Source organism: Novosphingobium sp. B-7 (assembly GCF_000410615.1).
Taxonomy (GTDB): domain Bacteria; phylum Pseudomonadota; class Alphaproteobacteria; order Sphingomonadales; family Sphingomonadaceae; genus Novosphingobium; species Novosphingobium capsulatum.
The window spans coordinates 3,614-24,853 of sequence record NZ_KE148330.1 but is presented as its reverse complement, the minus strand read 5'-3'; the positions used below and the strand labels follow the sequence as shown (position 1 = coordinate 24,853).

Sequence of the window (21,240 nt, the reverse complement as noted above, 5' to 3'; positions counted from 1 at the left end):
TATGGCCTCTTGGCGCTGGTTGCGTGGGGCTATCGCCGGGCGCGCGGGCGCGAAGGGCTGGGCGGAGGTGATCCGCTGCTGCTCGGCGCGATCGGGTTATGGGTGGGGCCGGTGGGCGCGGTGCATGTCCTGCTTGGCGCGGCGCTGCTCGGCCTGGCCGTGGCGGGCCTGATGGCCTGGCGAGGAGGCCGCATCGATGCGGCCACCAGATTGCCGCTCGGTACGTTCCTGGCGGCCGCGGCCTGGCCTGTTTTCGTGCTCGACCTGAGGTGAGGATGCGCGGGGCGCCTTGTGCGCCATGCAATCGTGTGCGCAATTCCTGCAACTGACATCTCGCGATGCGGCAAGAGGTGGCTGGTTTGCCGGGCTTTTGGGCGAAATCCGGGGGTTCGTGCCTCGGTATTGTCACGATCTTGCCCAAATGGGTGGGGTCAACCCCCTTTATTGCGCTGCACCCCACTTGCGCATGGGCCAAGGCAGGACTAGTGCCCCGTGCCAAGTGCATTCCATCGCGAGTCAGCCCCTTGGTCGACCTCATCCAATATCTGCCGATCCTGATTTTCCTCGGGATCGCGCTCGCGCTTTCCACGGCCTTCGTGTTTTTGCCGATGGGGGCAGCCCGTCTGACGGGCACCCACAATCCCACGGCAGACAAGCTGGCCGAATATGAGTGCGGGTTCCCCGCCTTTGAAGACCCGCGCAGCCAGTTCGACGTGCGGTTCTATCTCGTGGCGATCCTGTTCATTATCTTCGACCTGGAAGCAGCGTTCCTGTTTCCCTGGGCGGTGAGCCTCAAGCAGACCGGTTGGGCCGGCTGGGCGACCATGATGGTCTTTCTGGCTGAACTGGTGCTGGGCTTCATCTATGCCTGGAAGAAGGGCGCACTGGATTGGGAATGAACGACATGGCTACTACCCCCGCTGTTTCGCCGGTCGCTGGCTCGCCGATCGTCGCGCCCGACCAGGCCTTTTTCGAAAGCATCAACGCCGAGGTTTCGGACAAGGGCTTTCTCGTCACCTCGACCGAGGAACTGTTCCAGTGGGCGCGCACCGGCTCGCTCTGGTGGATGACCTTTGGCCTGGCATGCTGCGCGGTGGAAATGATCCACGTCAACATGCCGCGCTATGACATGGAACGCTTCGGCGTCGCCCCTCGCGCTTCGCCGCGCCAGTCCGACGTGATGATCGTGGCCGGCACGCTGTGCAACAAGATGGCCCCGGCGCTGCGCAAGGTCTACGACCAGATGTCGGACCCCAAGTACGTCATCTCGATGGGCTCGTGCGCCAATGGCGGTGGCTATTACCACTACAGCTATTCGGTGGTGCGCGGCTGTGACCGCATCGTGCCGGTGGATATCTATGTGCCGGGTTGCCCGCCGACTGCCGAGGCGCTGCTCTATGGCGTGATGCAGTTGCAGCGGAAGATCCGCCGCATCGGCACGCTTGAGCGTTGAGAGGGTAGGGCATATGGCCATTCTGCATTCCGCACCGCGCTATGCCCCCTTCGACGGGGTGAAGGACACGCTGGCCACCGCGCTGGGCGACCTGGTGATCGAGGCGAAGGAAGAGCACGGCGAAATCGTCCTGCTGGTCGTGCGCGAGCGCATCCAGGACGTGCTGCGCACCCTGCGTGACGAGCACGAATACCAGCAGCTGATGGAAATTGCCGGGGCGGACTATCCGCAGCGGCTTGACCGTTTCGAGGTGGTTTACTGCCTGCTCTCGCTGACCCGCAACCATCGCCTGATCGTGAAGGTGCGGACCGACGAGTCCACCCCGGTTCCCACCGCCACCACGCTGTGGCCGGTGGCTGGCTGGCTGGAGCGCGAAGTCTATGACATGTATGGCGTGCTGTTCGCGGGCAACCCCGATCTGCGCCGCATCCTCACCGACTATGGCTTCCAGGGGCACCCGTTCCGCAAGGACTTCCCGCTGACCGGCTATGTCGAGCTGCGCTATTCCGAGGAAGACCAGCGCGTGGTCTATGAGCCCGTGCGCCTGGCTCAGGACCTGCGCCAGTTCGACTTCATGAGCCCGTGGGAAGGCGCCGAGTACGTGCTGCCCGGTGACGAGAAGGCAGCGCAAGCGGCCGCGCCTGCACCGGTGGCCACGCCCAAGGACACGCCGACGCCGGCGCATACCGGTGCTGGCGCGGCAGCCAACAAGGAAGCGACCAAGCCCTCGGGAGACAAGGCATGAGCTTCTCGCTCGAACAGTCGCCCACCACGGGTGACGAGGTCATCACCAACTACACGATCAACTTCGGCCCGCAGCACCCGGCCGCGCACGGTGTGCTGCGCATGGTGATGGAGCTGGACGGCGAAATCATCGAGCGGATCGATCCGCACGTTGGCCTGCTGCATCGCGGCACCGAAAAGCTGATCGAGCACAAGACCTATCTCCAGGCGCTGCCCTATTTCGACCGCCTGGACTACTGCTCGCCGCTGGCGATGGAGCACTCCTACGTGCTCGCGGTGGAAAAGCTGCTCAACATCGCCGTGCCGCTGCGCGCGCAGTATCTGCGCGTGCTGTTTGCCGAGCTGACCCGCATCTGCAACCACATGCTCAACATCGGTTCGCACGTGATGGACGTGGGGGCGATGACGCCGAACCTGTGGCTGTTCGAAATCCGCGAGGACTGCCTCACGTTCTTCGAACGCGCGTCGGGCGCGCGCATGCACTCGGCCTGGTTCCGCCCCGGCGGCGTGCACCAGGACGTGCCACTCAAGCTGTTGACCGACATGGCCGACTGGCTCGACACGCGCCTGCCGCAGCTGTTCGACGACGCGATGAGCCTGGTGGTCGACAACCGCATCTTCAAGCAGCGCAACGTCGATATCGCCGTGGTGAGCAAGGACGATGCGGTGCGCTGGGGCTTTTCCGGCCCGATGATCCGCGGTTCGGGCATCCCCTGGGATATCCGCAAGGCGCAGCCCTATGACGTCTATGACCGCATGGAATTCGATATTCCGGTGGGCACGCGGGGCGATTGCTATGACCGCATGATGGTGCGCGTGGAAGAAGTGCGCCAGTCGGCCCGGATCATGAAGCAGTGCCTGGCGCAGATGCCCGAAGGCCCGGTGCACAGCGACGACCGCAAGGTGATGCCGCCCAAGCGCGCCGAGATGAAGAGCTCGATGGAAAGCCTGATCCATCACTTCAAGCTCTACACCGAAGGGTTCCACGTGCCGGCTGGCGAAGTCTATGTCGCCACCGAAAGCCCCAAGGGCGAATTCGGCGTGTACCTGGTCTCTGACGGCACCAACAAGCCCTATCGCTGCAAGATCCGCCCGACCGCGTTCTCGCATCTCCAGGCGATGGACTTCATGTCCAAGGGCCACATGCTGCCCGACGCGACCGCCATCCTGGGCGCGATCGACGTGGTGTTCGGGGAGTGCGACCGGTGAGCCGCGCGCAGATCGATCAGGTTTCGATCCTCGCCTGCCTGACCGGGCTGGTCCTGGCCGTGGCCTGGTTCATTGCCCTGGGCGTGACCGGCAAGGCGCCGGAAAGCCTGGCCATGCTGGCGAGCGCCGTGGGCGGGTTCGAGCTGTTCCATTTTGGCCAGGGGCTGTGGTTCAACCGCGCCCGCCGGCGCAGGGGGCTTTGACATGGCTGGTTTGACCCAGATCGCCACGGCCATGATCGCGGCCTACAACGCCCAGGATGCCGACACCTACGTCAGCTACATGACCGACGATGCCTGCGAGGCTGGCTATCGCGGCGCCGTGGTGCGCGACGGCAAGGAAGGCACCCGCGAGGGCCTCAAGAAGATGTTTGCCGAGTTTCCGGAAAACCGCGCCGAGGTGATCGGGGCGAACGAGCTGGGCAATTATGTGGTGTTTCACGAGCGCGTCTGGCGCTCTGCCGCTGCCGAGCCGTTTGACGTGATTGCCGTCTACAGCTTCGTCGATGGCAAGTGCGCACGCGTGGAGTTCATTCGCTAATGGCTGATCGTCATCCCGAACCCGATAGCCCCGCGCTGCGTGCGCGCTGGGGCAGCTTTGCCTGGACGCCCGAGAACGCGACCAAGGCCAAGGAAATCATCGCGCGCTATCCCGCCGGGCGCCAGCGCTCCGCGGTGATGCCGCTGCTCGACCTGGCCCAGCGCCAGGTTGGTGCCGAAGAGAACACGCAGGGCTGGCTGCCGCTGTCGGTGATGGAATACGTCGCCGCGCAGCTCGACATGCCGATCATCCGCGTGCTCGAAGTGGCCACCTTCTACACGATGTACAACATCGCGCCGATTGGCCGGTTCCACGTGCAGGTCTGCGGCACCACGCCGTGCATGCTGCGCGGGTCTGACGACATCCTGGCGGCCTGCAAGGCCAAGGGCATGAAGAAGGGCCACACCACTGCCGATGGTCTGTTCACGCTGACCGAAGTGGAATGCATGGGCAACTGCTCGTCGGCGCCGATGGTGCAGATCAACGACGACAACTATGAAGACCTGACGGCCGAGCGGATCGAGCATATCCTCGACGAACTCGCTGCCGGGCGCCAGCCCAAGACCGGCACGCAGGAGCCGGGCCGCCACACCGTGGAACCGGTGGGTGGGCCGACCTCGCTGACGGCGATGGTTTCCGAAAACCACGATTATCGAGGGGAGTGGTAAGCCATGGCCCTTGCCGACAAGGATCGCATTTTCACCAATCTCTACGGCTATCAGCCGTGGAACCTGGCTGCCGCCCAGGCGCGCGGCGATTGGGACAACACCAAGGACCTGATCGCGCGCGGCCGTGACGCGATCATCCAGGAAATGAAGGACTCCGGCCTGCGTGGCCGTGGCGGTGCGGGCTTCCCCACCGGCATGAAGTGGTCGTTCATGCCCAAGGAATCCAAGGATGGCCGCCCCAGCTTTCTGGTGATCAACGCCGACGAATCCGAACCGGGTTCGTGCAAGGACCGCGAAATCATCCGCCACGATCCGCACAAGCTGATCGAAGGCGCGCTGGTCGCCGGTTTCGCGATAGGCGCACGCGCGGCCTATATCTACATTCGCGGTGAATATATCCGCGAAGCCGAAACGCTGTTTGCCGCCGTGGCTGAAGCCTATGACGCGGGCTTGCTCGGCAAGAACGCCGCCGGTTCGGGCTATGACTTCGATGTCTTCGTCCACCGCGGCGCGGGCGCCTACATCTGCGGCGAAGAAACCGCGATGATCGAATCGCTCGAAGGCAAGAAGGGCCAGCCCCGTCTCAAGCCGCCGTTCCCGGCCGGCGCCGGCCTCTATGGCTGCCCGACCACGGTGAACAACGTGGAGTCGATCGCGGTTGCCCCCACCATCCTGCGCCGTGGCGCGGGCTGGTTCTCCAGCTTTGGCCGTGAGAACAACAAGGGCACCAAGCTGTTCCAGATCAGCGGGCACGTCGACAAGCCCTGCGTGGTCGAGGAAGAGATGTCGATCCCGTTCCGCGAGCTGATCGAAAAGCATTGCGGCGGCATTCGCGGCGGTTGGGACAACCTCCTGGCCGTGATCCCGGGTGGTTCGTCGGTGCCGCTGGTGCCGGCCGCCGAGATCATGGATGCGCCGATGGACTTTGACGGCCTGCGCGCGCTGGGCTCGGGCCTGGGCACTGCGGCGATCATCGTCATGGACAAGTCTACCGACATCGTTCGCGCGATCAGCCGCCTTTCGTACTTCTACAAGCACGAAAGCTGCGGCCAGTGCACGCCCTGCCGCGAAGGCACCGGCTGGATGTGGCGCGTGATGGAGCGCCTGCGCACCGGCGATGCTGACGTGGAAGAGATCGACATGCTCTTCAACGTGACCAAGCAGGTCGAAGGCCACACCATCTGCGCCCTGGGTGACGCGGCCGCCTGGCCGATCCAGGGCCTGATCCGCCACTTCCGCCCCGAAATCGAACGTCGCATCGCCGCGCGCGCCGACGTTCGGGAGGCAGCAGAATAATGCCCAAGGTCAAAGTAGACGGCGTCGAACTCGAAGTTCCGGCCGGGGCCACCGTGCTCCAGGCCTGCGAACTCGCCGGCAAGGAAATCCCCCGCTTCTGCTATCACGAGCGGCTGAGCATTGCCGGCAACTGCCGCATGTGCCTGGTCGAAGTGAAGCCTGGGCCGCCCAAGCCGCAGGCTTCGTGCGCGCTTCCGGCCAGCGAAGGCCAGGAAATCCGCACCGACAGCGAAATGGTCAAGAAGGCGCGGGAAGGGGTGATGGAGTTCCTCCTGATCAACCACCCGCTCGATTGCCCGATCTGCGACCAGGGCGGCGAATGCGACCTGCAGGACCAGTCGGTGGCCTATGGCCGTGGCGGCTCGCGCTATCACGAGCACAAGCGTGCCGTGACCGAGAAGTACATGGGCCCGCTCATCAAGACGACGATGACGCGCTGCATCCACTGCACCCGCTGCGTGCGGTTCTCGGAAGAGATCGCCGGCGTGGACGAGATCGGCGCGCTCTATCGCGGCGAAACCATGCAGATCAGCACCTATCTGGAAAAGGCCGCCAAGCACGAGCTTTCGGCCAACGTGATCGACCTGTGCCCGGTCGGCGCGCTGACCAGCAAGCCCTATGCGTTCGAAGCGCGCCCGTGGGAGTTGAAGAAGACGCTGTCGATCGACGTGTCCGACGCGATCGGAGCGAATATCCGCCTCGACAGCCGTGGCCGCGAAGTGCTGCGCATCCTGCCGCGCGTCAACGATGACGTGAACGAGGAATGGCTGGCCGACCGTGGCCGCTTCATGGTCGATGGCCTGACCCGCCGCCGCCTGGACCGTCCGTGGCTGCGCCGCGATGGCAAGCTGGTTGCCGCGACCTGGGCCGAAGCCTTTGCCGCGGTTGCCTCGATCAATCCCGGTCCGTCGGTTGCGGTGGTTGCCGGTGACCTGGTCGATTGCGAAACGATGTTTGCCGCCAAGTCCCTGGCGGGCGCGCTCGGTTCCTCGCTGCTCGAAGGGCGGCAGACCGGCATGGCGTACACCACGTCGAGCTTGGCGGCCGTGGCGTTCAACTCGACCCTGGCCGGCATCGAGGACGCTGATGCGATCCTGATCGTGGGCAGCCAGATCCGCAACGAAGCGCCGCTGCTCAATACGCGCCTGCGCAAGGCCGTGAAGCGCGGCGCCAAGGTATTCGTGATCGGTCCGGTGTGGGACACCACGTTCCCCGCCACGTTCCTGGGCGACGATGCTGCCACGCTGGCCAACCTGCCGGCCGAAGTGGCCGACGCGTTTGGCGCGGCAAACAAGCCGGCGATTATCATCGGCGGTGCTGGCCTGGCCAAGGGCGTGCTGGAAGCGGGCCTGGGCTTTGCCGAGCGCTTCAACCTGGTGCGCGATGGCTGGAACGGCTTCAACGTGCTGCACATGGCGGCAGCGCGCATGGGCGGCCTGATGCTGGGTTACGCCCAGCCGGGCGGCCTGGCTGATCTCGTGGCGGCCAAGCCCAAGATGGTCATCTCGCTGGGCGCGGACGAGGTTGACTGGACCAAGTTTGCCGACAGCATGATCGTCCACATCGGCCATCACGGCGACAAGGCGGCCCATGCCGCCGACGTGATCCTGCCTGCCGCTGCGTTCAGCGAAAAGGACGGCACTTACGTCAACACCGAAGGCCGTGTGCAGTTTGCCGAACGCGCCGTGTTCGCCCCGGGCGAAGCGCGCGAAGACTGGACGATCCTGCGCGCGCTGGCCGATGCCTTTGGCGTCAATGTCGGGTTCGACAGCTTTGAACAGCTGCGCGCGGCAATGATCGCGGCGGTGCCGGCACTGGGCGTCGAAGGTCTGGCCGATTACGGCGCGCTTCCCACGGCTCCGGCCAGCGCGGATTGCACCGGGACGATCGCCTATCCGATCGCCGATCCCTATCTGACCAACGCCATCGGCCGCGCCAGCCCCACGCTGCAGCGCTGCTCGAGCGAACTGCTCCACGGTGAACTTCAGGCGGAGGCCGCGGAATGACTGCGTTCTTTCAAGGCCTTGGCCTGCCCTTCGCGGCGGCCTGGACCATTTCCACGATCTGCGGAATCCTGCTGATCGCGCTGCCGGTGATGCTGGCGGTGGCCATGGTCATCTATGTCGACCGCAAGGTCTGGGCATCGATGGCACTGCGCCGTGGCCCCAACGTGGTGGGCCCGTTCGGCATTCTTCAGTCGTTTGCCGACGGACTGAAGGTGTTCCTGCAGGAAACCATCATTCCTTCGGCGGCGAACAAGGGCCTGTTCCTGATCGCGCCGATCATCACTTTCACGGTGGCGCTGCTGGCCTGGGCGGTGATCCCGTTCAATTCGGGCGCGATCCTGGCCAACATCAACGTCGGCCTGCTCTATATCCTCGCGATCTCGTCGCTCGGGGTTTACGGCATCGTCATCGCGGGTTGGTCGTCCAACTCGAAGTACCCGTTCTTCTCGGCGATGCGCGCATCGGCCCAGATGATCAGCTATGAAGTCTCGATCGGCTTCATCCTGGTCTGCGTGGTGCTGTGGGCCAACTCGTTCAATCTCAACGATATCGTCAAGGCGCAGCACGGCTTCGGCTTTGGCTTCATCAACGGTTTCTGGTGCAGTCCGCTGCTGTTCCCGATGTGGGTGATGTTCCTCATCTCCAGCATGGCCGAAACCCAGCGCGCGCCGTTCGACCTGACCGAAGCGGAAAGCGAACTCGTCGCCGGCTATCAGACCGAATATTCGTCGATGGCCTTCGCCCTGTTCTGGCTGGGTGAATACGGCAACGTGCTGTTGATGTGCGCGCTCAACGCCACGCTGTTCTGGGGCGGTTACCTGCCGCCGGTGGAACTGGCGGTCCTCTACCTGATCCCTGGTTGGATCTGGCTGATCCTCAAGATCGCTTTCGGCTTCTTCGTCTTCAGCTGGGTCAAGGCGACGGTGCCCCGTTACCGTTATGACCAACTGATGCGCCTTGGCTGGAAGATCTTCCTGCCCGTCTCGCTGCTGTTCGTGTTCCTCGTCAGCGGCTACCTCATGGCTACCGGACACTTCGCATGACTGTCGGACAGCTCGTCAAGAGCTTCACCCTCTGGGAGTTCGTGAAAGCGCACTGGCTGACCCTGAAGTATTTCTTCAGGCCCAAGGCGACCGTGAACTACCCGTTCGAGAAGAACCCGATCTCGCCGCGCTTCCGTGGTGAACACGCCCTGCGCCGTTATCCCAACGGCGAGGAACGCTGCATCGCGTGCAAGCTGTGCGAAGCGGTGTGCCCGGCGCAGGCGATCACGATCGAGGCGCAACCGCGCGAGGACGGCAGCCGCCGCACCACGCGATATGATATCGACATGACCAAGTGCATCTTCTGCGGCTTTTGCCAGGAAGCATGCCCGGTCGATGCCATCGTCGAGGGGCCCAACTTCGAATACGCGACCGAAACGCGCGAAGAACTGCTCTACGACAAGGCCAAGCTTCTGGCGAACGGGGACAAGTGGGAGCGGGCGATTGCCGCGAACCTTGAAGCCGATGCACCGTACCGGTAAGGGGCGCGCGTCATGATCCAGGCAATTGCCTTTTATCTCTTTGCCACGCTTACGATCTTTTCGGGCGCGGTGACCATTCTCGCCCGCAATCCGGTGCACTCGGTGCTCTGGCTGATCCTGGCGTTCTTCAACGCTGCTGGCCTCATGATCCTGATCGGCGCCGAGTTTATCGCGATGCTGCTGGTGATCGTCTATGTCGGCGCGGTCGCGGTGCTGTTCCTGTTCGTCGTCATGATGCTCGACATCGACTTCGCGCAGCTGCGGGCCGGCTTCATCAAGAACTTCCCGCTGGGCTTTGCCCTGGCTTTCGTGTTCCTGGCCGAACTGGTCATGGGCGTGGGCGCCTACAAGGCCGGCGGCCTGGTGCTGGGCACGCCTGATGCGGCGACTGCGCCGGTGGCGGGGCTGTCCAACACGGCGGCCATCGGGGCGCTGCTCTATTCGCGCTATCTCTTCCTATTCGAAACCGCCGGCATCATTCTGCTGGTGGCCATGATCGGCGCCATCGTGCTGACCCATCGCCAGCGTGGCGACGTGCGCGGCCAGAAGCCGAGCAGCCAGATCTCGCGCCGTCCGGAAGAGGCGACCATCAATCTTCAGCCGGAAGTCGGGAAGGGGGTAACGCTCTGATGATCGGCATCGAACATTATGTCTTCGTCAGCGCGATCCTGTTCGTGCTCGGCGTGCTGGGGATTTTCCTCAACCGCAAGAACGTCATCATTCTGCTGATGTCGATCGAGCTGATCCTGCTGTCGGTGAACCTCAACCTGGTCGCTTTCAGCGTCTTCCTGCATGATCTGGTCGGCCAGATCTTCGCGATGTTCGTGCTCACGGTGGCAGCGGGCGAAGCGGCGATCGGTCTTGCCATTCTTGTCATCTACTTCCGTGGCCGCGGCACGATTGCCGTCGACGACGTCAACCGGATGAAGGGCTGAACCCATGTCGTCCATCAACGTCATCGTCTTCCTGCCGCTTCTGGCAGCGATCGTTGCCGGCCTTGGCAACAAGAAACTGGGCCTGATCCCGTCGAAGGTGATCACCACTGGCGCGCTGTTCGTATCCTGCGCGCTGTCGTGGCCGATCTTCCTCTCGTTCCTGGGTGGCCATGCCGAAGCGAGCGTTACGCCGGTGCTGCACTGGGTGAAGTCGGGCGATCTCGATTTCCTCTGGGCGCTGCGCGTCGATACGCTCACCGCGATCATGCTGGTGGTGATCACCACCGTCTCGTTCCTCGTGCACCTCTATTCCTGGGGGTACATGAGCGAGGAACCCGATCAGCCGCGCTTCTTCGCCTATCTGTCGCTGTTCACCTTTGCCATGTTGATGCTGGTGACGGCCGACAACCTGGTGCAGATGTTCTTCGGCTGGGAAGGCGTGGGCCTGGCCTCGTACCTCCTGATCGGCTTCTGGTTCCGCAAGCCCAGCGCCAATGCCGCCGCGATGAAGGCCTTCGTGGTCAACCGCGTGGGCGACCTTGGCTTCATGATGGGCATCTTTGCGACGTTCCTGGTGTTCCACACCGTGTCGATCCCACAGATCCTGCACGATGCGCCAGCCGTCCTTTCGGGCTCGACCATCGGTTTCCTGGGCTATCGCCTCGATACCGCCACGGTGATCTGCATCCTGCTGTTCATCGGCGCGATGGGCAAGTCGGCGCAGCTCGGCCTGCACACCTGGTTGCCTGACGCCATGGAAGGCCCGACCCCGGTGTCGGCGCTGATCCACGCGGCCACCATGGTGACCGCCGGCGTGTTCATGGTTTGCCGCCTGTCACCGCTGTTCGAACTGAGCCCGACGGCGACCAGCTTCGTCACCTTCATCGGCGCGATGACCTGCTTCTTTGCCGCCACGATCGGCACGACGCAGACCGACATCAAGCGCGTGATCGCCTATTCGACCTGCTCGCAGCTGGGCTACATGTTCTTCGCCGCCGGCGTCGGCGCCTATGGCGCGGCGATGTTCCACCTGTTCACGCACGCGTTCTTCAAGGCGCTGCTGTTCCTGGGTGCCGGCTCGGTGATCCATGCCATGCACCACGAACAGGACATGCGCTATTACGGTGGCCTGCGGAAGAAGATCCCGCTGACCTTCTTCGCCATGATGGCCGGCACGCTGGCCATTACCGGGGTGGGTGCATTCGAGATCGGTTTTGCCGGTTTCTTCTCGAAGGATGCGATCATCGAGGCCGCCTGGGCCAAGGGCACCGAACTCGGGCACTTTGCCTTCTTCATGGGCGTGTTCGCTGCGCTGCTCACCAGCTTCTATTCGTGGCGCCTGGTCTACCTGACTTTCTTCGGCAAGCCGCGCTGGGAGCAGTCGGAGCACATCCAGCACGCCGTGCACGATGCGCATGGCCACGACGATCATGGGCATGATCATGCACACGCGCATGGCCATGATCATCACCACCATGACGAACCCAGCGATGGCACGGCGGGCTATCACCCGCACGAAAGCCCGCTGGTCATGCTGGTGCCGCTGGTCGTGCTGTCGCTCGGCGCCATCTTCGCAGGTTGGGTGTTCGCACACGCGTTCATCAGCGAAGGGACGGGTGAGTTCTGGAAGGGCGCGCTGGTTTACAGCGAGCATCTGATCCACGCCGCGCACCAGGTGCCGACCTGGGTGAAGTGGTCGCCGTTCGCGGTGATGGTCACCGGGTTCCTGATCGCGACTTATGCCTATGTCGTGAACCCGGCGTTCCCGGCGGCTTTCGTGAACCAGTTCGGCTTCCTCTACCGCTTCCTGCTCAACAAGTGGTACTTCGACGAACTCTATCACTTCATCTTCGTGCGCCCCGCGCTGTGGCTCGGCCGCGTGTTCTGGAAGGTGGGTGATATCGGGATCATCGATCGCTTTGGCCCGAACGGCGCTGCCTGGCTGGTGGCGCAGGGCAGCCGCGGGGCGGTCAAGCTCCAGTCCGGATATCTCTACAGCTATGCGCTGGTCATGCTCGTCGGTCTCGTCGGCGCGATCAGCTGGGTGATCGCACAATGACCGGCTTTCCGATCCTTTCGCTCATGCTGCTGGTGCCGCTCGTCGGCGCCGGCCTGGTCCTCAAGGCCAACCGCGAGCAGGCCCGCCTGATCGCGCTGATCGCCACGCTCATCGATTTCGTCCTGGGCGTTGTCCTGTGGATGCACTTCGACGTGGGAGGCGCGCAGTGGCAGTTCCAGGAGCGGGCCGCGCTCTTTTCCGGCTTTGAATGGAAGCTGGGCATTGATGGCATCGCCCTGCTGCTGATCGCGCTGACCGTGTTCCTCATGCCGATCTGCATCGGCGCCAGCTGGAACTCGATCGAGAAGCGCGCCGGTGAATACTACGCGGCGTTCCTGCTGATGGAGACGCTGATGATCGGCGTCTTCACCGCGCAGGACCTATTCCTGTTCTACATCATGTTCGAAGCCGGCCTGATCCCGATGTATCTGATCATCGGCATCTGGGGCGGGGCGGATCGCATCTACGCCAGCTACAAGTTCTTCCTCTACACGCTGCTCGGCTCGGTGCTGATGCTGATCGCGATGTTCTGGATGGTCAACGTGGCCGGCACCAGCGACATCCCGACCCTGATGGCCTACAACTTCCCGGTCCATGCGCAGACCTGGCTGTGGCTTGCGTTCTTTGCCAGCTTTGCGGTGAAGATGCCGATGTGGCCGGTGCACACCTGGTTGCCCGATGCGCACGTGCAGGCACCCACCGCCGGCTCGGTGATCCTGGCGGGCGTGTTGCTCAAGATGGGTGGCTACGGCTTCATCCGCTTCTCGCTGCCGATGTTCCCCGAAGCCTCGGCGCAGTTCGCGCCGCTGGTGTGGGGCCTGTCGATGGCGGCCGTGGTGATCACCTCGCTGATCGCGCTGGTCCAGCAGGACATCAAGAAGCTGATCGCCTATTCCTCGGTCGCGCACATGGCGATCGTGACCATCGGCCTGTTCGCGTTCAACACGCAGGGTCTCGAAGGCTCGATGCTGATCATGCTCAGCCACGGCCTGGTGGCTGGCGCGCTGTTCCTGGGCGTGGGCGTGATCTATGATCGCCTGCATACCCGTGAAATCACGCGCTATGGCGGTCTTGCCATCAACATGCCGTACTATGCCCTGTTCATGCTGCTGTTCACCATGGCCTCGATCGGCCTGCCGGGCACCAGCGGGTTCGTGGGTGAATTCCTCTCGCTGATGGGCGTCTATGCCGAAAGCAGCTGGGTGGCGCTGGTGTGCACCACCGGGATCATCCTGGGTGCGGCCTATATGCTCTACCTCTATCGCCGCGTGATCTTTGGTGACCAGAAGAACGCCGACGCTGCCGCCATGCTCGATCTCGACAAGCGCGAGTGGGCAATGATGGTGCCGCTGGCCGCCGTGGTGCTGTGGATGGGCGTCTATCCGGAAAGCTTCCTGGCGCCGATGCGCAAGGATATCGCCGCGCTTGAAGCGCGCGTGGCCCCGGCCAAGCCCAAGGGCGACGCGCAACTGAAACTCGGGGTGGCCCAGCCGGTTGGTGCCGCTGCCCATGAAGAAGCCGCGCACGGGGAGGCGCACTGATGGAACTGCTTCGCTCTCTCCAGATCACCCTGGCCGAGGAAGTGCTCAGCATTTCCGGCCTGATCCTGCTGCTGGTGGCGGCCTGGGCCGGTGACAAGGCTTCGCGCCTGATCTCGATCCTGTCGGTGGCGGTCCTGACCGTCTGCGCCCTGATCGCCGCGCCCGCGCTGTGTGGTTCGGCGATGGGCCCGGCGGTGACGGCCTTTGCCGGCCAGTATCATGCCGATGCCTTTGCCGCCTTTGCCAAGCTGCTGATCTATGCCGGTGCCGGCGTGACGCTGATCGTGGCGCCTGCGTTCTTTGAACGCGTGCGCGGCATGCGCGCGGAATTTCCGCTGCTGGTGCTGTTTGCCGCGCTGGGCATGGGGATCATGGTGTCGGCCGGCGATCTTCTCGCGCTGTATATCGGTCTCGAACTCAACAGCCTTGCTTCGTATGTCCTGGCCTCGATGCTGCGCAGCGACGAACGCTCGGCGGAATCGGGCCTCAAGTACTTCGTGCTTGGCTCGCTCGCCTCGGGTATCCTGCTCTATGGCGTCAGCCTGACCTATGGCTTCACCGGCACGACCAGCTTTGAAGGCATTCGCTTGGCGCTCAGCCATGGCCTGTCCACCGGCGCCACTTTTGGCGTGGTCTTCGTGCTGGCTGGCCTGGCGTTCAAGATCAGCGCCGCGCCGTTCCACATGTGGACGCCCGACGTTTACGAAGGCGCGCCGACCCCGGTGACGACCTTCTTTGCCACGGCGCCCAAGGTCGCTGCGCTCACGCTGCTGATGCGTGTCAGCCTCGAAGCATTCGGCACCCAGGTCCACGCCTGGCAGCAGATCGTGATCTTTGCCGCGCTGCTGTCGATCGTGATCGGCGCGCTGGGTGCGATCGGGCAGAACAACATCAAGCGCCTGATGGCCTATTCGTCGATCAACAACGTTGGCTTCATGCTGATCGGCCTGGCCTGTGCCAACCAGCCGGGCGCGGCCGCGATGCTGGTCTATCTGGCGATCTACGTGGCGATGTCGGTGGCGGGCTTTGTCGCCGTGCTGATGCTCAAGGACGCCGATGGCGAGCCGGTGGAAGCGATTTCCGACATGGCCGGCCTGTCCAAGACGCGCCCGGGCCTGGCCGCAGCGCTGGCTGCGGTCATGTTCAGCCTGGCCGGTATCCCGCCGCTGTTCGGTTTCTGGGGCAAGTTCGTGGTGTTCCAGGCGGCCGTGCAGGCCAATCTGCTGGCGCTGGCCGCGATCGGTATCGCTGCCTCGGTGATCGGCGCGTTCTACTACCTCAAGGTCGTCAAGGTGCTTTACTTTGATGAGGCGACCGACAAGGTGACGGGCAAGAGCGAACTGGCCCATACCGTGTTGCTGGTGGTGGCCACGCTGTTCATTTCGCCGCTGGGCTACCTGCTGACCAACTGGCTGCACGTGCTTGCCGGCAATGCGGCAGCCGCGCTGTTCCACGTGGCCTGAGCCGCCCTTGCTCGAATACGTAAAAGAAATCCCCTCCACCAACGCGGCCCTTGTGGCGCGCGCTGGTGGGGGGGATTGCCTTTTGGAGGGGCACTGGCTGATCGCCGATCGGCAGAGCGCGGGGCGCGGCCGATCCGGCCGGGTGTGGAGCGATGGCTTCGGCAACTTCATGGGCTCTACCGCCGTGCAACTGGCGGCCCATGAAACCGCGCCCCAGACATTGGCGCTGGTTGCCGGCCTGGCGCTGTGGGATGCGGTGGCCGGCGTCGCACCGGGGCTACCCGGACTGTACCTGAAATGGCCCAACGATCTGCTGGTGGGCCAGGCCAAGCTGGCGGGTATCCTGCTGGAACGGGTGGGCCAGACCGTGGTGGTCGGCATCGGCGTGAACCTCGCCGCCGCGCCCGATGTGCCGGGGCGGCAGACCGTTTCCCTTGCGGCATTGGGCCACGCTATTGCGCGTGATGCCTTTGCCGCGGCCCTGGCAAGCGCCTGGGCCGCGCGGCTTGGCGCCTGGCATGCCGGGCAATGGCCTATCTTGCGCAGCGCCTGGGAAGAGCGGGCGGTGCCGCGTGGCACGCTGGTTTCCGTCAACGATCGCGACCATGGCATGATCATGGGTGCCTTTGCCGGCATCGATGCCGATGGCGTGGCCCAGTTGCGCCTGGCCGATGGCCGCACCCTTGCGATTCATGCCGGCGATGTCGATCTGGTGGGTGATCCCACGCCACCAGCGGCCCAAGGAGATGCGTAATGCTGCTGGCGGTTGATGTCGGCAATACCAACGTGGTGTTTGCCCTGTTCGAGGATCGCACGATCCGCGCGCGCTGGCGCGTGGCCACCGATCCGCGCCGCACGGCCGACGAATACGCCGTGTGGCTGCTGCAACTGATGCAGATCCAGGGCTTTGCGCGCGATGCCGTGCGCCAGATCGTGATTTCCACGGTGGTGCCGCGCGCGCTGCACAACCTGCAGGTTCTGGCCGACAAGTATTTCGGCCTGGAAGCGCTGGTGGCGGGGCAGGGCCTGGCCGAGTGGGGCTTTGTCGCCGATGTGGACGAGCCGCGCTCGCTGGGCGCGGATCGCGCGCTGAACGTGATTGCCGGCCATGCCGCCCATCCCGGGCAGCACCTGATCATCATCGATTTCGGCACGGCGACGACGTTCGACTGGGTAGACCCACAAGGCACCTACAAGGGCGGGATCATTGCGCCGGGGATCAACCTCTCGCTCGACGCGCTGGTGAGTGCGGCGGCGAAATTGCCGCGCATCGCCATTTCCGTGCCGCGCCAGGGCGAAAGCGTGATAGGGCGCAACACCGAAGACCAGATGCACATCGGCGTGTTCTGGGGCTATGTTGCCATGATGGAAGGCCTGATCGCCCGGATGCGCGCCGAAATCGGCCAACCGGCCAAGGTGATTGCCACGGGCGGGCTGGCCGTATTGTTTGACCGCCACACGCGGATTTTTGACCATGTCGACCCCGACCTGACGTTGGACGGCATGGCCTTGCTTGCAGAGCGCGCCATCGCGGCCGCCCAGAACAGGACACAAGAGTGAAGCCCGGAAAGGAATTGCTGTTTCTCGCCCTTGGTGGTTCGGGCGAGATCGGGATGAACGTCAACCTCTATGGGTGTGACGGCAAGTGGTTGATGGTCGACCTGGGCATGACCTTTGCCGATCCCTGGTATCCCGGCGTCGAACTCGTCTTTGCCGATCTGGAATTCATCGAAGCGCGGAAGAAGGACCTGCTCGGCATCGTCCTGACCCACGCGCACGAAGATCATATCGGTGCCGTGCCCTATTTCGCGCAGGAACTGGGCGTGCCGCTTTATGCCACGCCGTTTACCGCGCGCCTGGTGAATGAAAAGCTGGTGGAAGCCGGCATCGAGAACAGTGTCGAACTGAACGTGATCCAGAACGAGGGCAGCCTCTCGCTCGGCGCGTTCGACATCCGCTATGTGCCGCTGGCGCACTCGATCGCCGAGGGCAATGCCCTGGTGATCGACACGCCCTATGGCCGCGTGTTCCACACCGGCGACTGGAAGCTTGACGACGAGCCGCGCGTGGGCACGCCCGCCACCGAGGAAGAGCTGACTGCCATCGGTGACGAAGGCGTGCTGGCGCTGGTGTGCGATTCCACCAATGTGTTCAATCCCAAGCCTTCCGGTTCGGAAGGCGCGGTGCGGGCCGGGCTCTTGGAAACCATTGCCGAGCTTAAAGGCCGGCGCGTGGTGGTGACGACCTTTGCCTCCAACGTGGCGCGCTTGCAGACCCTGGCCGAAGTGGCCGAGGCCACCGGGCGGCAGCTGTGTGTGGCCGGGCGCTCGCTCGATCGCATCATCAAGGTGTCGCAGGCATCGGGCTATCTGCTTGATTTTCCCGATCCTATCAGCATGGACGCGGCGATGGACCTGCCGCGCGGTGAAGTGCTGATCCTGGCCACTGGCGGACAGGGTGAGGCGCGCGCCGCGCTGGCCCGTATCGCTGGCGGCCAGCATCCGATCTCGCTGGAAGCGGGCGATGCAGTGGTGTTTTCCAGCCGCCAGATTCCCGGCAACGAACTGGCCATCGGCCGCGTGCAGAACGCGCTGGTGGAAAAGGGCGTGCGCCTGATCACCGACAAGCAATCGATGATCCACGTTTCGGGTCACCCTGGTCGGCCGGAACTGGTGGCGCTGTATGATTGGCTGCGCCCCAAGATCCTGGTGCCGGTGCATGGCGAAATCCGCCACATGGCCGAGCAGGCCGCGCTGGGCAAGGCCGAGGGCATTCCCAAGACCATCCTGCAGAAGAACGGCGATCTGGTGCGCCTGGCCCCCAATGGGCCGGTCAAGCTGAGCACGGAGCGCAATGGCCGCCTGGTGCTGGATGGCGATATCATCGCCCCGGCCGATGGCGAGGCGATGGCCGCGCGGCGCAAGCTGGGCAACAATGGCCTGGTCAGCGTGGCCCTGGCGGTCACCGCCGAAGGCAAGCAGGCCTCTGGCGTGGACATCGGCTGCATTGGCGTGCCCCTGGAAGAGGACATGGAGCCGTTCCTGGAAGAGGCGCGCGAGGACGTGTCCAAGGCGCTCAAAGCCCTCAAGGGCGACCGCAAGCGCGACCGGGTGGCCGTTGCCGAATGCGTGCGGCTTGCGGTAAGACGCACGGCGCAGCGCTGGTCGGGCAAGAAGCCGGTGGTGCAGGTGCTGCTGCGCGAGCGTTAAGCCGGCAGCAGCCGCACGGCGTAAGAGGGAGAGAACGATGCGTTTTGGCTCGATGCTGGCGGTCTATGCCCTGATCTGGGTGCTGGCGGCATTTGCCGTGCTGCCCTTTGGCCTGCGCACCCCGCACGATGCCGGGGTGAACCCCACGGTGGGCCATGCCACCAGCGCGCCGGTGAATTTCCGGCCGCGCATGGTGGCTTGGCGTGCCACGCTGGTTTCGGCGGTGGTCTTTGCCCTGCTCTACGCCAATTTCCGCCACGGTTGGATCACGGCGTCAGACCTCGACATTTCGCCATTGATCGGCCTTTGACCTACCACAGGATGCCGCCTTCGGGCTGAACCACTGGAACGGGCGGCAGGCCGAGGCTTTCATTGCAGTCGGATTCGATCGTGGCGCACATCGCCGTGAGCGGGGCGTCGTGAATCGTGTTGGCGAACGGATTGACCAGGTCATCGCCGATCTGCAGCGCGGCCAGGAACATGAAGCCCGCCAGCGCCGAGCCAAGCGGCGTGGCTGGTCCCAGCGTTTCGACCAGACCAATCGGCAGCAGCACGCAAAACAGGCGCGTGAAGAACGTCGGAAAGCTGCGGTACTGCGCGGGCAGCGGGGTGTTGCGCAGCCGTTCCATGGCGCCTTGGGCGTTGCTGATATCGACCATGATCGCCTCGATCCGGCTCAACTGCACGGTATCGATCCAGCCCTGACGCAGCGCGGAGGCCAGGCGCATGCCATTGCCTTCGAGCAGGCCATTGGCCGGGTTGCGCCGCGCGAGTTCGGGTATTTCCGCGTCGCCCAGCACGCGCTGCGCGCTTTCAGCCGGGTCTTGCCCGCGCAACTGGTGGCGCAGCACGTGGACATAGGCGATGTGGCGGCGCACCACGTCGTGGCGCATGGCCTGGCCCGCCGCATGATCGGGCAGGGCGGCGCCCACCGCGCGCGCCAGGCTGCGCGAGGCGTTGGTCATCGCGCCCCACACGATGCGGCCTTCCCACCAGCGGGCATAGGCCGAATTGACCCGGAACCCCAGCAGCAGCGCCAGCCCGGTGCCGAAGATCGTCAAGGGTAGGGCCGGGGCGGGGAAGGGCGTGAAATAATAGAAGACGGTTACCGCCACATCCCACACGAACAGGGCGAGCAGCGTGTTCCACGCCGCCACGAACGTCATGCGGATACGCGGGGTCTTGCCAACGATCATGCCTGTTTGAACCTTTGATCAGGGGCGCGGCGCCGGGTCATCGGGGCGATCCATGCCCAGCCAGGCCCGGCGCAGCGCGATGCAGCCGATAATACCGATCACCTTGGCAAGCGCCAGTTGCAGTGTCTGCCCTTCTTCGTTGATCGCCAGCCAGGCCAGCACGGCCATGGCCAGCACGGCGCAGTGCACCGGCAGCGCCTCGATATCGTTCCAGCGCAGGGGCGCTTCGGCGCCATACGCGGCGGCAGGTGCGGCGTTGCGAAAGGGGAATGCAAAGGCCATCGACAGGTTCCCGTGTCTCATCGGCGGTACCACCATGGCACGCCATCGCCCTTTCATTTTGCGACGCGCCAGGGAAATGGGAATGCCCATGGCCGGCAACCGTGGCTTGCAGATTTTGAAAACATCAGATGGATCAGGGCATTACATCGCAAATCCGGCAGCGGGCAACGATTTCAAACAGTTCTGCAACCTTGGGCATATTGCGGCGCAATACGCGTTTCCTATCCTCGGTTAATGGCAGATCGTTATTCCGAACTGGTTTCATTCGTCCGCGTGGCCGAGGCGGGTAGCCTGTCGCAGGCGGCAGTACGCCTGGGCCTGTCGCTGCCGGTGGTCAGCCGCCGCCTGGCCCAATTGGAGGCGCGCCTGGGCGTGGCGCTGGTCCGGCGCAACAGCCGCCACCTTTCGCTGACCGAGGAAGGCGAAATCTTCTATCGCCAGGCCGGGCAGGCCCTGGCCGACATGGAACGGGCCGAAACCGTGATTCGCACGCGCGCCTTTGGCCCGGCGGGCACGCTGAAAGTGGCAACGACCCTGGCCTTTGGCCGCCGCCGCCTGGGCGAGTTGTTGCAGCGCTTTGCCCGCGCCCATGCCGATGTGACGGTGCATCTCGACAGCGTGCCCGCGCTCGCCAATCCGGTGGAGAGCGGGCACGATCTGGTGATCAGTTTTGCCGCGCCGCCGCTTTCGTCGCTGATCTGCCGCCGTTTGGGCAGCAACCCGCGCGTGCTGTGTGCCGCGCCATCCTATCTGGAGCGGCGCGGGCGCCCGCAAGCGGTGGATGATCTTGCCCGGCACGAGCACGTGGTGGTGCTGGATGAAGCCGGCGCGGTGCTGCGCGAGGGCCTGCCCGAGGGGCTGGCGCTGCCGGCGGGCCTGGCCACCAACGATGCCGACGTGGCGCGCGCCTGGGCCCTTGATGGAGCCGGCGTGGCGCTGCATTCGCTGTGGGAAGTGGCCGAAGACCTGGAGAGTGGCGCGCTGGAGGCGGTGCTGCCCGATCTGGAACTGCCGGCGCTGCCGGTGGTGGCGCTGTTCGAGCCGCGCCAGGGGCAGACACCGCGCCTGCGCCGCTGCCTGCAATTCCTGGCGCATCAGGTGCCGGCTTTGGCGT

At 64.4% G+C, this 21,240-nt stretch carries 25 protein-coding genes; 23 read left to right on the top strand and 2 right to left on the bottom strand.

Features of this window, described 5'->3' with window-relative positions; genetic code table 11:
* The 21 genes from H926_RS0110790 to H926_RS0110690 all read left to right on the top strand — a co-directional run.
* Positions 1–273, top strand: a 273-nt coding sequence (locus H926_RS0110790) for a prepilin peptidase (protein WP_022676305.1), incomplete at its 5' end; no start/stop codon positions are given.
* A 251-nt stretch (positions 274–524) separates the two neighbouring features.
* The gene (gene ndhC / locus H926_RS0110785; protein WP_022676304.1) at positions 525–899 is read left to right on the top strand and encodes an NADH-quinone oxidoreductase subunit A; all 375 of its coding nucleotides are present in this window, start codon (positions 525–527) and stop codon (positions 897–899) included.
* A complete protein-coding gene (locus H926_RS0110780) occupies positions 896–1,453 on the top strand; it encodes an NADH-quinone oxidoreductase subunit B family protein (RefSeq protein WP_022676303.1) in 558 nt (185 codons plus the stop codon). The genes ndhC and H926_RS0110780 overlap by 4 nt, the downstream gene beginning before the upstream one ends.
* A gap of 13 nt (positions 1,454–1,466) precedes the next feature.
* Positions 1,467–2,198, top strand: coding sequence for an NADH-quinone oxidoreductase subunit C (locus H926_RS0110775; RefSeq protein ID WP_022676302.1), 732 nt, complete (start codon positions 1,467–1,469; stop codon positions 2,196–2,198).
* Positions 2,195–3,406, top strand: coding sequence for an NADH-quinone oxidoreductase subunit D (locus H926_RS0110770; protein WP_022676301.1), 1,212 nt, complete (start codon positions 2,195–2,197; stop codon positions 3,404–3,406). The genes H926_RS0110775 and H926_RS0110770 overlap by 4 nt, the downstream gene beginning before the upstream one ends.
* Positions 3,403–3,609 carry a hypothetical protein gene (locus tag H926_RS0110765; protein ID WP_022676300.1) on the top strand — a complete coding sequence of 69 codons (207 nt, stop codon included), beginning with the start codon at positions 3,403–3,405 and terminating at the stop codon, positions 3,607–3,609. Before H926_RS0110770 ends, H926_RS0110765 begins: the two co-directional genes overlap by 4 nt.
* 1 nt (position 3,610) lies before the next feature.
* Positions 3,611–3,946 carry a nuclear transport factor 2 family protein gene (locus H926_RS0110760; protein ID WP_022676299.1) on the top strand — a complete coding sequence of 112 codons (336 nt, stop codon included), beginning with the start codon at positions 3,611–3,613 and terminating at the stop codon, positions 3,944–3,946.
* On the top strand, positions 3,946–4,614 hold the full coding sequence (locus H926_RS0110755; RefSeq protein ID WP_022676298.1) for an NAD(P)H-dependent oxidoreductase subunit E: 669 nt from the start codon (positions 3,946–3,948) through the stop codon (positions 4,612–4,614). The genes H926_RS0110760 and H926_RS0110755 overlap by 1 nt, the downstream gene beginning before the upstream one ends.
* 3 nt (positions 4,615–4,617) lie before the next feature.
* Positions 4,618–5,910 (top strand): NADH-quinone oxidoreductase subunit NuoF, encoded by a 1,293-nt coding sequence (gene nuoF / locus H926_RS0110750; RefSeq protein WP_022676297.1) that lies wholly within the window; start codon positions 4,618–4,620, stop codon positions 5,908–5,910.
* On the top strand, positions 5,910–7,916 hold the full coding sequence (nuoG, locus tag H926_RS0110745; protein WP_022676296.1) for an NADH-quinone oxidoreductase subunit NuoG: 2,007 nt from the start codon (positions 5,910–5,912) through the stop codon (positions 7,914–7,916). The genes nuoF and nuoG overlap by 1 nt, the downstream gene beginning before the upstream one ends.
* Positions 7,913–8,959: an NADH-quinone oxidoreductase subunit NuoH gene (nuoH, locus tag H926_RS0110740; protein ID WP_022676295.1), complete on the top strand. Its 1,047-nt coding sequence runs from the start codon at positions 7,913–7,915 to the stop codon at positions 8,957–8,959. Before nuoG ends, nuoH begins: the two co-directional genes overlap by 4 nt.
* On the top strand, positions 8,956–9,441 hold the full coding sequence (gene nuoI, locus H926_RS0110735) for an NADH-quinone oxidoreductase subunit NuoI (RefSeq protein WP_022676294.1): 486 nt from the start codon (positions 8,956–8,958) through the stop codon (positions 9,439–9,441). The genes nuoH and nuoI overlap by 4 nt, the downstream gene beginning before the upstream one ends.
* Positions 9,442–9,453: 12 nt before the next feature.
* Complete coding sequence (locus H926_RS0110730; RefSeq protein ID WP_022676293.1) at positions 9,454–10,071, top strand: NADH-quinone oxidoreductase subunit J; 618 nt, start codon at positions 9,454–9,456, stop codon at positions 10,069–10,071.
* Complete coding sequence (nuoK, locus tag H926_RS0110725) at positions 10,071–10,376, top strand: NADH-quinone oxidoreductase subunit NuoK (protein ID WP_022676292.1); 306 nt, start codon at positions 10,071–10,073, stop codon at positions 10,374–10,376. The genes H926_RS0110730 and nuoK overlap by 1 nt, the downstream gene beginning before the upstream one ends.
* 4 nt (positions 10,377–10,380) lie before the next feature.
* Positions 10,381–12,435: an NADH-quinone oxidoreductase subunit L gene (nuoL, locus tag H926_RS0110720; protein ID WP_022676291.1), complete on the top strand. Its 2,055-nt coding sequence runs from the start codon at positions 10,381–10,383 to the stop codon at positions 12,433–12,435.
* Positions 12,432–13,976, top strand: coding sequence for an NADH-quinone oxidoreductase subunit M (locus H926_RS0110715; protein WP_022676290.1), 1,545 nt, complete (start codon positions 12,432–12,434; stop codon positions 13,974–13,976). Before nuoL ends, H926_RS0110715 begins: the two co-directional genes overlap by 4 nt.
* Positions 13,976–15,439 (top strand): NADH-quinone oxidoreductase subunit NuoN, encoded by a 1,464-nt coding sequence (gene nuoN, locus H926_RS0110710; protein WP_022676289.1) that lies wholly within the window; start codon positions 13,976–13,978, stop codon positions 15,437–15,439. Before H926_RS0110715 ends, nuoN begins: the two co-directional genes overlap by 1 nt.
* 7 nt (positions 15,440–15,446) lie before the next feature.
* Positions 15,447–16,193, top strand: coding sequence for a biotin--[acetyl-CoA-carboxylase] ligase (locus tag H926_RS26920; RefSeq protein ID WP_237741016.1), 747 nt, complete (start codon positions 15,447–15,449; stop codon positions 16,191–16,193).
* A complete protein-coding gene (locus tag H926_RS0110700) occupies positions 16,193–16,999 on the top strand; it encodes a type III pantothenate kinase (protein ID WP_022676287.1) in 807 nt (268 codons plus the stop codon). Before H926_RS26920 ends, H926_RS0110700 begins: the two co-directional genes overlap by 1 nt.
* A 53-nt stretch (positions 17,000–17,052) precedes the next feature.
* The gene (locus H926_RS0110695; protein ID WP_216643461.1) at positions 17,053–18,648 is read left to right on the top strand and encodes a ribonuclease J; all 1,596 of its coding nucleotides are present in this window, start codon (positions 17,053–17,055) and stop codon (positions 18,646–18,648) included.
* A gap of 37 nt (positions 18,649–18,685) precedes the next feature.
* Complete coding sequence (locus H926_RS0110690) at positions 18,686–18,958, top strand: DUF1467 family protein (protein WP_022676285.1); 273 nt, start codon at positions 18,686–18,688, stop codon at positions 18,956–18,958.
* 1 nt (position 18,959) lies between these two features.
* On the opposite strand, the gene H926_RS0110685 is transcribed toward H926_RS0110690, so the two are convergent.
* Both H926_RS0110685 and H926_RS26915 read right to left on the bottom strand, forming a co-directional pair.
* A complete protein-coding gene (locus H926_RS0110685; RefSeq protein ID WP_022676284.1) occupies positions 18,960–19,844 on the bottom strand; it encodes a bestrophin family protein in 885 nt (294 codons plus the stop codon).
* 18 nt (positions 19,845–19,862) lie between these two features.
* Positions 19,863–20,126: a hypothetical protein gene (locus H926_RS26915; protein ID WP_022676283.1), complete on the bottom strand. Its 264-nt coding sequence runs from the start codon at positions 20,124–20,126 to the stop codon at positions 19,863–19,865.
* Positions 20,127–20,214: 88 nt separating this feature from the next.
* On the opposite strand from H926_RS26915, the gene H926_RS33225 reads away from it, so the two are divergent.
* The gene (locus tag H926_RS33225; RefSeq protein ID WP_158271855.1) at positions 20,215–20,361 is read left to right on the top strand and encodes a hypothetical protein; all 147 of its coding nucleotides are present in this window, start codon (positions 20,215–20,217) and stop codon (positions 20,359–20,361) included.
* Positions 20,361–21,240: LysR family transcriptional regulator (locus H926_RS26910; protein WP_022676281.1), on the top strand; the 880-nt coding region annotated here is incomplete at its 3' end. The genes H926_RS33225 and H926_RS26910, both read left to right, overlap by 1 nt.